Source organism: Shewanella sp. M-Br, from assembly GCF_036245925.1.
GTDB lineage: Bacteria > Pseudomonadota > Gammaproteobacteria > Enterobacterales > Shewanellaceae > Shewanella > Shewanella oncorhynchi.
Genome location: NZ_BJBV01000010.1, coordinates 131,408 through 145,210 on the forward strand (window position 1 = coordinate 131,408; position 13,803 = coordinate 145,210).

Genomic DNA, 13,803 nt, shown 5'->3' on the forward strand with positions numbered 1-13,803 from the left:
AAAACTTAATGACCTAGAGTCTAAGAACTCTGACACTTTCAAGTCAAATTCGAAGTGTAACAGATTTTATTTTAAAAATGTGCTCAAATTGCCTTGATTATAGGCGCAAATTTAACTTTTAAGGATAGAGTATGAAACCCCCTGTTTTTTCGCAAACGGATATTGAGATCTTAGGAAAAAAATCCCTTTATCAAGGGTTTTTCTCAATGGACGAATACACTTTCAAGCATAAATTATTCGCTGGTGGCTGGAGTAAGCCTGTCACTCGCGAAGTGTTTGAACGGGGTCATGCTGTGGTCGTCCTTCCCTATGATGCCAAGCAAGATAAAGTCGTACTCATCGAACAGGTACGCTTTCCTGCATTAGCAACCGCTAAATCTCCTTGGCTTCTTGAGTTAGTCGCGGGTATGATTGCGCCCGCAGAAACTCCTCTGGATGTTGCACACCGAGAATTAATGGAAGAAACTGGCTTAATGGCTAAGCAAATACACAGTGTAAATAGCTATTTAGCGAGCCCTGGTGGTAGTACAGAACGTTTCTATTTCTATTGGGCTGATGTCGATTCAAACGACGCCCGTGGATTGCATGGATTAGCTGAAGAGCACGAAGATATTCGATTGCATGTCATGAGCCGCGAGCAAGCTTATGAGCGAGTGGTTGCGGGCGAGATTGATAATGCGTCGACCGTTATTGGATTACAATGGTTACAATTAAACTATCAGCAACTGGTTTAAATTGGGATGAATTTGGCTACTTCGAGTCTAAAACGGCGCTATAAACCCAACGTCAGTGATTTTTTAGCACTGTGCGGGCGTAATTATGGCTATATGTTGAAATGGTTACCGTTAGAGATAGCTATCGGTGAGTCATGGCGACTCGAAGGTGAGTTTGGTATATTAGTAGTGCGAATTTTAGAAAATACCAAATATACTCAGCTAGTTGAGATATCTCGTCCCATCGAAATCAAGGAGTTTATCAATACTCCCAAGGTGTTAGTGAGAATTTATCACGATGCTAAATTAGCAGAAGTGTTAACTGGCCAACAGATTTACCAATTACGCCCAGTGTATGATTATCCCAATGTACGCATGTATCAAAGTGATGAAAAGTACCAGGTGAATGCATTCCTGGAAGAGTTATTAAAGATTGGTTACCAACACAGTGTCGTGTGCCAGTCTTAGAATTGGGTATTCAATGTGCTGAAAGAGGCTGTCTCTTACTCCATAGCTGAAGGGGAAAGCGTGCGTATCGTGCAAGTCACAGATCCGCATCTTTTTGCCGATCCTGAAGCTCAGCTATTAGGAGTTAATACTAGCAAAAGTTTTGCTGCCGTATTAAATACGATTAGAGCTGTGGACTATCCTGCTCACTTGATGCTCGCCACGGGCGATTTGAGTCAAGACTATTCGGCTGAGTCCTATCAGCAATTTGTGAAAGCAGTCACCCCCGTTGGCTTACCTTGCCATTATCTTCCTGGAAATCATGACGATCCACGGATCATGTATCTGCACATGCAGGGTGAACAGATTTTTGGGCAGCAGCGTATTCTGGCGGGAAACTGGCAAATCCTCATGTTGGATTCAACCGTGCGGGGAAAGCCTGGCGGCAATATGGCCGAGACTCAGTTCGAATTAATTGATGAAGCCATTGCCGCACATCCTGAATGCCATACTTTACTGGTGATGCATCACAATCCCATCGTTGTGAATTGTACTTGGTTGGATCAGCACTGCATGGACAATGGCGCCGATTTTATCGCGCGAGTGGCAAAGTATCCGCAGGTCAAAGGATTGCTCTGGGGACATGTGCACCAATGTATTGATACCCATCATAATGGGCCCCATGGCACGTTGCAGTTGATGGCGACACCTTCCACTTGTATTCAATTTAAGCCGTTATCGCCTTATTTTGCCTTGGATGGCGTTCAACCGGGTTATCGTTTGCTGGAGTTGAAAGCCGATGGTAGCATCAACACTAAAGTGTATCGCGTACCGGGTAACCATTTTTCCCCCGACAACAACTCTAGCGGTTATTAACGCGAATAGCCGCAGCCTGAGGAAATATGCTGCTTTATATTCACGGTTTTAATAGCTCTCCATTTTCAGATAAAGCTGTGATGACGGCTAAGTACATGGCGCTGCATCACCCTAGTGTGGCCTTCCATCAGCCCCAATTGCCTAATACACCTAAGGCTGCGATGGTGCTCTTAACCGCTTATGTTGAGGCGGCGATTGATGCCAAAGAGCCATTAGCTTATATAGGCTCATCTTTAGGTGGGTATTTCGCCAGCTATTTAGCCGAAACCTATGGTGGCAAAGCGGTGTTAGTTAATCCTGCGGTAAAACCCTTTGAGTTGTTCGATGAGTTTATGGGGCCGCAATTCAATCCTTACACTGAACAGCATTATCTTGTCTTACCTGAGCATAAGTCTGAAGTCGCTGAATTTAATACGGCTGTGATCCGCAATCCGGATCGTTTTTTGGTATTATTGCAGACAGGTGATGATGTGCTGGATTATCGCGAAGCGGTCAATAAGTATCATCACTGTCAATTGCGAGTTGAAGCGGGTGGTGATCACAGCTTTGTTGGTTATGAGTCGCATCTGCAAACTGTAAGCCAATTTTTACACTTACCTTGACAAACTGACATGCCGAGCTGCAACATGGCCGGATATAACAACCTATAGCGTGCCCTATGACAAATCAATACACCTCTGACGCCATTGAAGTTCTCAACGGACTCGATCCTGTTAAACGCCGTCCAGGTATGTATACCGACACCTCCAGACCGAACCATTTGGGCCAAGAGGTCATAGATAACAGTGTCGATGAGGCATTGGCAGGTCACGCGACAAAAATTGAAGTTGTTCTACATACAGATAACTCCCTTGAAGTCACTGATGATGGCCGTGGTATGCCAGTGGATATCCACCCAGAAGAAGGTATTCCTGGGGTTGAGTTAATTCTGACCAAATTGCATGCCGGCGGTAAATTTTCGAATAAAAACTACCAGTTCTCCGGTGGTTTACACGGTGTTGGTATCTCGGTGGTTAACGCTTTGTCGCGCCGTGTCGAAGTCACGGTTCGCCGTGATGGCCAAGTGTATGACATCGCTTTTGAAAATGGCTTTAAAGTTGAAGATTTACGCCCAACAGGGACCTGTGGCCGTCGTAATACGGGGACTCGAGTGCATTTTTGGCCCGATGCGAGCTATTTTGATTCAGCTAACTTCTCAAATTCAAAACTGATTTATCTGCTTCGTGCTAAAGCGGTACTGTGCCCAGGTTTACGGATTAAATTCACCAATAAACAGACAAACGAAGTCCATGAATGGTTCTATGAAAGCGGCCTAACTGATTATTTGAAGGCAGCGATTGGCGACAATTTAAGGTTGCCAGATGAGCCGTTTGTCGGCTGTTTTAAGGGCCAGCTAGAAGCCGCAGATTGGGCGATTACTTGGTTGCCTGAAGGCGGCGAATCCATTGGCGAGAGTTATGTTAACTTAATTCCGACTCCGCTCGGTGGTACCCATGTGAATGGTTTCCGCCAAGGTTTATTGGAATCGATGCGCGAATTTTGTGAGTTCAGAAATTTAATTCCCCGTGGCATTAAACTTTCACCTGAAGACATTTGGGATCGCGCCGCGTTTATATTGTCGGTGAAGATGCAAGAACCGCAATTCGCTGGTCAAACAAAAGAAAAGCTTTCTAGTCGCCAATGCGCTGCTTTTGTGTCTGGCGTTGTGCGTGACGCATTCTCACTCTGGTTGAACTCAAATACCGAGTTAGCTGAATCCTTAGCCGAAATGTGCATTAATAATGCCCAGAGTCGTTTAAAGGCTGCCAAAAAAGTGGCCCGCAAAAAGGTGACTTCGGGACCTGCACTGCCGGGTAAGCTGACAGACTGTAGTGGCCAAGATCCGATGCGCGGAGAGTTATTCCTCGTGGAAGGGGATTCTGCGGGTGGTAGTGCTAAACAGGCCCGCGATCGTGAGTTTCAAGCCATCATGCCGCTGCGTGGCAAAATCTTGAATACCTGGGAAGTCGATGCTTCGCAGGTATTAGCTTCACAGGAAGTTCATGATATTTCGGTCGCGATTGGTTGCGATCCCGATAGCAGTGATATTTCTGAATTACGTTATGGCAAAATTTGTATCCTTGCTGATGCCGACTCAGACGGACTGCACATTGCTACCTTGTTATGCGCGCTATTTTTGAAGCATTACCGTATCTTAGTTGAGCAGGGTCATGTGTATATTGCTATGCCGCCGTTGTTCCGTATTGATATCGGCAAAGAGGTGTATTACGCCTTAGATGAGGCAGAAAGAGCGGGTATTTTAGACCGTATTGCCGCTGAGAATAAAAAGGGTAAGGTACAAGTCACCCGCTTTAAGGGCTTGGGTGAGATGAATCCTTTACAACTTCGTGAAACAACGATGGATCCAAACACTCGTCGTTTAGTACAGTTGACGATAGATGACATCGAAGAAACGGATGCTTTGATGGATATGTTGCTCGCTAAGAAGCGTTCGCCGGACCGTAAAAACTGGCTTGAAGATAAGGGTGACATGGCTTTACTTTAATGTTGTGCACTATTGCCGATAACAATAAAACATAGGCATAAAGAAAATTACAATGTTGTATATTAAAACTAATAATTATAATTGCTTAAAGGTGTTTTCTGCCGGTTTTACGCTCTTAGCGAGTGTGACGTTATTGCTCTGCAATAGCGCCTTTGCGGGTTCCCAATCGATCATGATTACCGTTGCTAAGGGGTTTGGTTTATCGCTTTATGCCTCGGATATTGGCGATGCTAAGCAGATGGCGATGGGGGCTAATGGCACTTTATTTGTCGGTTCCAATAAGAGCGGCACTATCCATGCTCTCGTTGATAGTAATCAAGATGGTCGTGTCGATAAGCGCTATGTGATAGCCAAAGGGCTTGAATCACCCGATGCGATTGCATTCCACAATGGTGACTTGTTTGTCGCCACTGAAAATCAAATCGTGCGCTTTGTTGATATTGAGCAAAGATTGCGCCGCCCGAGTCGACCCAAAGAGATTTACAGTGACTTGCCTTACTCAGAGAAGAAAAGTTCTCGGGCAATTAATTTTGGCCCAGATGGCCGTTTATATGTGTCTATTGGTGCGCCCTGTAACGTCTGTGAAGCGCCAGTGCCTTACAGTAGTATCATAGCGATCAATGTTGATACCGGTGCGAGTGAGCAGATTGCGGCTGGTGTGCGTGATGCAAGTGGATTTGATTGGTCGCCAATAGACAAAAAATTATGGTTTGCCGATCAAGGCCGTGATTGGATGGGGGACAACTTACCACCCGATGAGATTAACCGCATCGATGTGATAGGGAGTCATTATGGCTTCCCTTATTTACATGCCAGTAGTGTTGTCGAACCCGCCTATGAAAAACCGAAAAATTTAAAAATCACTCTGCCAATGTATGAGTTGCCAGCCCATGTTGCACCCACGGGACTTGCATTTTATCGCGGCAGTCAATTTCCCGATATTTACCATAATCAGTTGTTTGTCGCCGAAAATGGCTCGTGGAATCGTTCGAGTAAAGTTGGTTATCAAGTGGTGATGTTGAAGATTGAAGATCAAAAAGTGGTGAGTCGTGAAACGGTTGTTAGTTTCCTTGACGGTGAATTTCCCGTTGCTCGACCCTTTGCGCTGTTATCGGCATCCGATGGTGCTATGTACATCTCCGATGATTTAAAAGGTAACGTGTATCGCTTGTTTTATAAGGGCGATAGTACTGAAGAAACACAGGAACTAGAAGAAAATGAGTGACGCTATCAAGTTAAGTCTCGATGGGGTAGAGCAAATGCCATTGCGGCGCTTTACCGAAGAGGCTTATCTGAACTATTCCATGTACGTCATTATGGACCGAGCCCTGCCACACATTGGTGATGGACTTAAACCGGTACAGCGTCGAATTATCTATGCGATGAGTGAGTTAGGTTTATCGGCTCAATCTAAGCATAAAAAGTCGGCCCGTACGGTTGGTGACGTATTAGGTAAATACCATCCTCACGGCGATAGTGCCTGTTATGAGGCTATGGTATTGATGGCGCAGCCATTTTCATATCGCTACCCGTTAGTCGATGGCCAAGGTAACTGGGGTGCCCCCGATGATCCTAAGTCATTTGCGGCTATGCGTTATACCGAAGCACGTCTCTCTAAATTCTCTGAAGTGTTACTCAGTGAACTGGGACAAGGTACGGTTGAATGGGGTGCTAACTTCGATGGCACTTTGAAGGAACCTAAAGTACTGCCTGCACGTTTACCGCATATCTTACTCAATGGTATTACTGGTATTGCCGTAGGTATGGCGACGGATATTCCGCCGCATAACGTGAGAGAATTAGTCTCCGCCTGCGTAGCATTGCTCGATGATCCTAAGCTTGAACTCGAGCAATTGATGGCCTTTGTACCAGGCCCTGATTATCCAACTGAAGCCGAGATTATTACCCCGTCTGCCGATATTGCAAAAATTTATGAGTCGGGCCGTGGGTCATTAAGAGCACGTGCGGTTTACACTGTCGATGGCGGTGAAATCATTATAACGGCGCTGCCGCATCAAGCCAGTAGCGGTAAAATCTTAGAGCAAATCGCCGGTCAAATGCAGGCGAAGAAATTGCCTATGGTGGCCGATTTACGCGATGAGTCGGATCATGAAAACCCAGTGCGTCTTGTGGTGGTGCCGCGCTCCAATCGCGTCGATTGCGATCAACTGATGGCGCATTTGTTTGCCACCACAGATTTAGAAAAGAGCTTTAGAGTTAACTTAAATGTGCTAGGTCTCGATGGGCGTCCACGAGTTAAAGGGTTGAAAACCTTATTAACTGAGTGGTTAGAGTTCCGCGTTGATACGGTTAAACGTCGTTTAGAATATCGTTTAGACAAGGTGGTATCGCGGTTACATATACTCGAAGCCCTAATGATCGCTTTCCTCAACATTGATGAAGTGATCGAGATTATTCGTTTTCACGATGATCCTAAAGCCGAGTTGATGGCCCGTTTTTCACTCAGTGATAAACAAGCTGAATCGATCCTCGAGTTAAAGTTACGGCATTTAGCTAAGTTAGAAGAATTTAAGATCACGGCCGAACAAAATGAGCTTGAAGCCGAACGCGAAAAACTGGAGCAGTTATTGGGCTCAGAGCGTCGCTTGAAGACGTTGATCAAGAAAGAATTAATTCAAGATGCCGAAACCTATGGCGATAATCGTCGCTCGCCAATCGTATTGCGTAATGAGTCCAAAGCATTAACTGAACAAGAGTTAACGCCGACAGAAGCCGTGACTGTTGTCTTATCTGAAAAAGGTTGGGTGCGTTGTGCTAAGGGCCACGATATCGATCCTTTGTCGCTCTCCTATAAGTCTGGCGACCAATATCTATGTAGCGCGATGGGACGTAGCAATCAGGCTGCAGTGTTTATTGATTCGTCTGGGCGGGCTTTTGCGACGGATAGCCATACTCTGCCATCGGCCCGTAGCCAAGGTGAGCCTATTACAACTCGCTTCAATATGGCCCCTGGCGAAACCATGCAGCATGTGTTGATGGGTGAAGAAGACCAATGTTACTTGTTAGCAACGGATGCGGGTTACGGTTTTATTTGTTCATACAACGATATGGTGTCGCGCAATAAAGCGGGTAAAGCCTTGCTGAGTCTACCAACAAACGCTAAATCATTAACGCCTAAGTTGATCGACCGCACTAAAGAAATGTCATTGCTAGCGATTACAAACGAAGGGCGGATGTTACTGTTTTCGCTAGAAGCGTTACCGCAATTATCCAAGGGTAAAGGTAATAAAATTATTGGCATACCAACCGAAAGGGCCAAGAGTCGCGATGAACTTATGACGCATTTACAATTAGTGCCGAGTGATACGCCGGTTACCTTGTGGGCAGGTAAGCGCAAGCTCACACTGAAGCCAAGCGATCTTGAGCATTATAGAGGTGAACGTGGTCGTCGTGGTGCAAAATTGCCTAGAGGATTACAACGTGTCGATAGCGTTGAATTAGGTGACGGTGGTGATGCTTTAGCAAGCATCTAATGCTTTGTAATGGTTTCAATGCTGTAAAGAATTAAATGGGTTAACTAAAACCACCTCAGTTTGGCTTAGGTGGTTTTTTATTTTTGGCGCTTTTGGATTAGATTTGAGGCATAAAAAAACCTACTGTATTACTACAGTAGGTTTCTATTATCTCTTAGGTAAGAGATTAGAAGTCGTAACGTACGCCTACAGAGAATACGTTGTCATCTTGTAGATCTGTTTTAGCATTAGCAACAGTAAAATCACCACGGTACATAGCGTATTGACCATAGATCATAGTTGATTTCGCTAAGCGATAATCAGCACCAATGTTGAAGTTTTGGAAATTGATGTCATCAGCACCTTTTACGCCGCCCAGTTTAGTGTAAGCGCCACCCAAACCAGCTTCATCAATGCCGTATTCAGCCTTCAGGTTTACACCGTTTAGATCATAAGAAACGTTAACAAAGTAAGTGTTACCTTCGATGTCATTGTTCACAACATCTTCAGAGTTTTGGAATAAACCACCGACTTTGAATTGACCGAATTTTGCTTGGCCAACTAAACGGTACGCATCAACACCAGCAATGCCTTTGTTATAGGCTACTGCAGCATAGTAATTCTGTTCTTTAAACTTGCTGTCACCTAGAGTTGCGCTTAATGCATATAGGCTTTCAGAAGTCTTAGCTGTAGTGTCGTTATCATCAAATTGATAGTTAGCGTTTAATGTCACTAAGCCTGCAATTTTTGGTGAATAGTACCAAGCACCATCGGCAGTACGAGTTTGGGCACTGACTAAACGGTCGATATCGGCGTTAGTGTTACCGAAAATATCCACAGCACCTTCGGCTTGTTTGAATACTGAGTCATTACGACCCACTAACACAGTACCAGCGTTAGTTTTTAAACCTAAGAAAGTGTTACGTGCTTTGAAAACATCACCTGCACCAGAAGTGTTTTCAACTTGGAATTCCATTTGGTAGATAACATCAAAGCCATCAGCGATTTTTTCTGAGCCTTTAACACCTAATAGAGAGAAGTTGTTTTCTAAATAAGTACCTGCGTTATTCTCATCGGCATAGTTTGCTTCTAAGCCGTTAGTACCTGATTGTAGAGTGGCACCTGTGTCAGTATGGGTTAGAGCAAGCTCTAAACGACCATAGAAGCTTGGGCCTTCGGCTAGCGCACCGAATGAAGCCAATGCCAATACTGATGCAACTGATGCAGAGATGAATGTCTTTTTCATGTTTTGTGCTCCCTCGAACCTAAGTTCTTATCCATTTTTCATGGTTTTTGTGTGGTTTAACGCATTTGCTACCTGAGTCGGTAACAAAGTTGCCGCCGATTTTTACAGTTTTACGACTCGCAGGCTGTGGCGCAGATCATGTTTTTGGCTCTCCTTGCCTATATTCGGGCCATTTCTGGGATCTTTCCTTATATCTTGACTGCAAATTTACCTGAAAGGGGTAAAACTCTATTTTTCACTTACTACTTAAGTGGTAGGTAAGGCGGATTGCCTTAGATAGTGCGTCGGCGAGGGTAACTGTAGCATATACTAATGCTGTAGCAAGTCTGTCATATTGGTTATAGATTTGTGTTTGGGGGCGATATCTAAGCAGAAAAAGCGGCCGAAGCCGCTTTTTTATCAATAAATAACCTTGGGGTTAGTTGATTAATCTATTTAAAAATCAACGCGTAAACCGACAGTAAAGATGTTGTCATTCAGGTCTTGCTTTACATCGGCCAACATAAGATCACCATCGAAGCGCGTGTAGTGACCATAGACCATAGTCTTAGTGCTCAGGCGGTAATCTGCGCCCACACTGAACTGTTGCAGGTCAACATCACGGACCTGTTCTAGGGCACTGTTGTCTTGGTCACCAACATAACGGCTCACGTACTTGCCTAGACCTGAGTCATCTTTGCCGTACATCATCTTTAGTTTTAAGTCGCCAATTAAGTAGGCTGCGTTGACAAAATAGGTATCGCCTGAGAGATTGGCAAACTTATCATCTACATGCTCACTGTGTTGATATAAGGCACCTAAGATTACGTCACCGAATTTAGCTTGGGCCACACCACGGTAGGCTTCAACGTTATCAATACCATCACTATAGGCGGCAGCGACATAGTAGTTTTGTGCTTTAAAGGCTTTATCCCCTAAGGTGGCGCTCAGAGCATACATTTGATCTTTGCTATACACGTCGTTGCCATTGCTATCCACTTGGTCATAGTTATCACTCATCAGATAAGTGGCATTAAGCGTCACGAGATCGGCAATTTTAGGTGAATAGTAAGAAATGCCATCGGCGGAGCGTGTTTGGCCTGCAACCAGTAAGTCGATATCAGCATTGGTATTACCGAAAAGATCGAAGCTACCTTCAGCTGCTTTAAATACCGTATCGTTACGGCCTACTAAGGCCGTACCTGCGGCACTTCTGATACCTAGGAATGTATTACGGGCATTGAAGGTTTTATTTGAGTTGTCAAAGTTTTCGACACCAAATTCCATTTGATAAATGATGTCAAAGTAAGGGCTTACAGTTTCAGAACCCTTTACGCCTAACCAAGAGAAGTTGTTTTCAAGAACAGTGCCCTCCTTTTGGTTTTGAGTTGCATAACCTGTGTCTGAATTGGTAATGGCAAGATCAGCATGGCCATAGAATTCAGGGCCATCGGCGAGTGCTGTGAATGAATAGAGTGTGAGGCTAGAAATAATAGCCGTCGTCAGTAGATTCTTTTTCATCTTCATTTTCCTGTGCTTATCGCTGTTATATGCATTGATAACTTCAGTATCTATGCATGCTGTTGAGCTTTTATGCGGCAAAGTCTGCACAGACTTGAAATGATAAAGTGTGATCTTGATCAAGTTTCATATAAAGGATGGCTTATTCAACATATTGTTTTACAAGTGAAATACATGTTTTTATTAAGTCGATTACCAAATGACTCGGTGGTAAATGATGGTTTTTTGCTTTTATTACACTCATTTAGTATTCGTATCCCTTTGCATCTAGTGTTTGGTGGCTGAGGATCTGATTTCGGTTTATGTCGATATCGTTTAGAATCCACGGCATATTTCTGGTGTTGCTTTTAAGCTGTCCCAGCTGGTGTCTACTGGATGCTGGGGCAAGCGTTCCTGCTGTTATTGGGTAATATAAGGTAAGTATTTATGACTGAGGCCTATCAAAATCGATTTGGCGGAATTGGCCGTTTGTATGGACAAAAGGCGTTGGCTAAATTTGCCACATCCCATGTGATGGTAATTGGTATTGGTGGCGTCGGTACTTGGGCGGCTGAAGCCTTAGCGCGGAGCGGCATAGGGCAGATAAGTTTGATGGATTTAGATGATATCTGCGTCACTAATACTAACCGACAAATACATGCTCTTAGCTCCACCATCGGCGGTTCTAAAGTTGCTGTGATGGCACAACGGATCCGTGAAATTAATCCTGATTGCCAAGTGAATGAAATTGAAGATTTTATTACATTGGATAATCTAGGCGAGTATTTGCTTGGAGCTAAAGAGGGTGGCAATATTGATTATGTTATTGATTGTATTGATGCCGTTAAGCAGAAGGCTGCGTTAATTGCTTGGTGTAAACGTCAAAAAATTAAGATAGTGACAGTGGGCGGTGCGGGTGGACAGACAGATCCGACGCAAATTCAGTTAACTGATCTCGCTAAAACCTACCAAGATCCTTTGCTAGCCAAAGTGCGTAATATTTTGCGCCGCGAGTATAACTTCTCTAAAAACGTGCAACGCCGTTTTGCTATCGATGCTGTTTTTTCCAGTGAGCAGTTAGTGTATCCCCAAGCCGATGGCTCAGTGTGCGGTACTAAAGCGGCGGCTGATGGCAGCATGAGGATGGATTGTGCTTCTGGCTTTGGGGCTGTGACTATGGTCACTGGGACATTTGGTTTTGTGGCGGCAAGTCGCGTGTTAGCGCGATTGGCACAGCAGGCTCAAGAGGCGGTTTAAACTCTTAACCTAGATTCAGTCAAGATATCACCGCTTTCAAGGGCGGTGATGCCCCTTCAATATTATGTAATTTCATTAGGTTATACCTAGATATAAAAATCTTGTTGATTATTGACTGGTTCACATTGAGTGTATGGAAATTTAATATCAAATTGCGGGCCGCCTAGTTTTGAGTCTGCGCGATAACTCATAGTGCCTTTCAACAGTGTTGCGGCATTAAAGGCCGCTGATAATCCTAAGCCAGTACCACCTTTATTACGATTTGTAGTAAAGAAGGGTTCGAACATGTGCTCAGCAACATCGGCTGGAATGGCTAAGCCATTATTTTGAATGCTGATTTGAATTGATTCTTCATCCAAAGTCGCACTAATGTGGATAAGATTGTCTTCATGTCCTTGGAATGCATGGGTAAAGGCGTTCGAGAGAATATTACTAACAATTTGATTTAACAAACTGATATTGGTTTTGATATTGAGTGTAGGCTCCACGTTGATCTCCGTTGAGGCGTTAACATTGGGATGCATAATTAATGTCGACTCTAGGATTTCATGTAGCTGCTGGTTTAGATTACAGCATTGGTGTTCTTCGTGACTGCGATCGATGGCGATCGTTTTAAATTTTTGAATTAAACTACTGGCTTTAGTGATATTACGGACAATGAGTTCACAGCTTTCTTGGTACTCATTAAGTATTTCATTTATCTCATCTAATGTGGCTTGATCGCTGTGGATCAGGTCGATTAGTTCTTCAATATGGCTGAGCTGCGCACTCGCCGCCGTCAAACAAATGCCAATTGGGGTGTTTATCTCATGGGCAACCCCTGACACGAGTCCACCCAAGGCCGCCATTTTTTCTTGCTCAACTAAAACCTGTTGTGCTCGTTTTAGTGCGCTAAGGGATTGTTCTAACTCTAGTGTTCTTTCTTTAACTTGTCTTGCTAGCTCTTCTTTATAGCTACGTTCGAGCTTCAGTAGCCGCTCTCTATCTTCTAAGGCTATTTGCAGTTCCGTCTTAGAATTCTTTAAGGCGCTAAATGAGCTTCTAAGTTGTACTTGCATGCTATTGATGGAATCGGCGACTTGTTTGAATTCATCAATTTTTTCATGACGGTCAAATTGTAGTGGCTCGTATTCATGGTCTATGTCGATATTTTTGCAGTATTGGCTGAGTTTATCTAAGTGTTTAGTAATGTTGAACCACACTAAAAATAGAATAAACCCAGCCACTAAGAAGGTTTTAATGCCATTAGAAAGCAGAATGATAATGGCCTTATCATACAAGCGTTGATAGATAGCATCGACATCGACTTGTATTTCGAGTGTGCCGACATTGATGTTTTCAGTCGGTGATTTATAGACTAAGGGAAAGGTTTTATCTAAGGAGTGTTCTTGTTTTTGCTCGCCTGCATTCCATGCTTGGCCGCTGTCATCTTTAATCGAAATATAGTTAATATCGGGCAGCTGAATTAGCCCATTGAGCTGAGTGTTAATGAGTCGCTCGTCAATAACCCAAATACTGGCGGCGAGCACATCTAAGTTCACCTTTTCCATGTTGGAAAATACTCTATCGATACGCACTACATCATTGCGATAATCACTGATCAACTGATACGCAGTGGTGATTAAGGTGATAACAGAACTAAAAAGTACAATAGACAGGGTAAGGTGCCTGCCTATGGGGCTTTTGATAAGTTGGCTAAAGAATGTCAGCATCTTAAATTTTCTTTATGCAATAGCGGCTTGAGATGCTTATAAGCATAGACCTACA

11 protein-coding genes are annotated in these 13,803 nt (G+C 44.0%); 8 read left to right on the forward strand and 3 right to left on the reverse strand.

Annotation, left to right across the window (positions count from 1 at the left end; all coding sequences use genetic code 11):
- Positions 1 to 131 precede the first annotated feature (131 nt).
- The 7 genes from nudF to parC are packed head-to-tail and all read left to right on the forward strand — an operon-like array spanning position 132 to position 8,075.
- On the forward strand, positions 132 to 734 hold the full coding sequence (gene nudF, locus AAA952_RS10635) for an ADP-ribose diphosphatase (RefSeq protein WP_028759445.1): 603 nt from the start codon (positions 132 to 134) through the stop codon (positions 732 to 734).
- Positions 735 to 740: 6 nt separating this feature from the next.
- Complete coding sequence (locus tag AAA952_RS10640; RefSeq protein ID WP_105251470.1) at positions 741 to 1,181, forward strand: DUF1249 domain-containing protein; 441 nt, start codon at positions 741 to 743, stop codon at positions 1,179 to 1,181.
- A 15-nt stretch (positions 1,182 to 1,196) separates the two neighbouring features.
- On the forward strand, positions 1,197 to 2,036 hold the full coding sequence (gene cpdA / locus AAA952_RS10645; RefSeq protein WP_338256859.1) for a 3',5'-cyclic-AMP phosphodiesterase: 840 nt from the start codon (positions 1,197 to 1,199) through the stop codon (positions 2,034 to 2,036).
- Positions 2,037 to 2,062: 26 nt separating this feature from the next.
- Positions 2,063 to 2,638 (forward strand): YqiA/YcfP family alpha/beta fold hydrolase, encoded by a 576-nt coding sequence (locus tag AAA952_RS10650; RefSeq protein WP_263142818.1) that lies wholly within the window; start codon positions 2,063 to 2,065, stop codon positions 2,636 to 2,638.
- 56 nt (positions 2,639 to 2,694) lie between these two features.
- Positions 2,695 to 4,581, forward strand: a complete 1,887-nt coding sequence (gene parE, locus AAA952_RS10655; protein ID WP_219255122.1) for a DNA topoisomerase IV subunit B — start codon at positions 2,695 to 2,697, stop codon at positions 4,579 to 4,581.
- Between the two features lie 52 nt (positions 4,582 to 4,633).
- A complete protein-coding gene (locus AAA952_RS10660) occupies positions 4,634 to 5,806 on the forward strand; it encodes a PQQ-dependent sugar dehydrogenase (RefSeq protein ID WP_105251474.1) in 1,173 nt (390 codons plus the stop codon).
- Positions 5,799 to 8,075, forward strand: coding sequence for a DNA topoisomerase IV subunit A (gene parC, locus AAA952_RS10665; protein WP_105251475.1), 2,277 nt, complete (start codon positions 5,799 to 5,801; stop codon positions 8,073 to 8,075). Before AAA952_RS10660 ends, parC begins: the two co-directional genes overlap by 8 nt.
- 166 nt (positions 8,076 to 8,241) lie before the next feature.
- Here parC and AAA952_RS10670 read toward each other — a convergent pair whose 3' ends face one another.
- The gene (locus AAA952_RS10670) at positions 8,242 to 9,300 is read right to left on the reverse strand and encodes a porin (protein ID WP_105251476.1); all 1,059 of its coding nucleotides are present in this window, start codon (positions 9,298 to 9,300) and stop codon (positions 8,242 to 8,244) included.
- 435 nt (positions 9,301 to 9,735) lie between these two features.
- Positions 9,736 to 10,800: a porin gene (locus AAA952_RS10675; protein ID WP_338256875.1), complete on the reverse strand. Its 1,065-nt coding sequence runs from the start codon at positions 10,798 to 10,800 to the stop codon at positions 9,736 to 9,738.
- 426 nt (positions 10,801 to 11,226) lie between these two features.
- Here AAA952_RS10675 and tcdA point away from each other — a divergent pair, with 426 nt between their 5' ends.
- A complete protein-coding gene (gene tcdA, locus AAA952_RS10680; protein WP_263142810.1) occupies positions 11,227 to 12,036 on the forward strand; it encodes a tRNA cyclic N6-threonylcarbamoyladenosine(37) synthase TcdA in 810 nt (269 codons plus the stop codon).
- Between the two features lie 86 nt (positions 12,037 to 12,122).
- On the opposite strand, the gene AAA952_RS10685 is transcribed toward tcdA, so the two are convergent.
- A complete protein-coding gene (locus AAA952_RS10685; RefSeq protein WP_105251479.1) occupies positions 12,123 to 13,748 on the reverse strand; it encodes a sensor histidine kinase in 1,626 nt (541 codons plus the stop codon).
- Between the last annotated feature and the right edge of the window lie 55 nt (positions 13,749 to 13,803).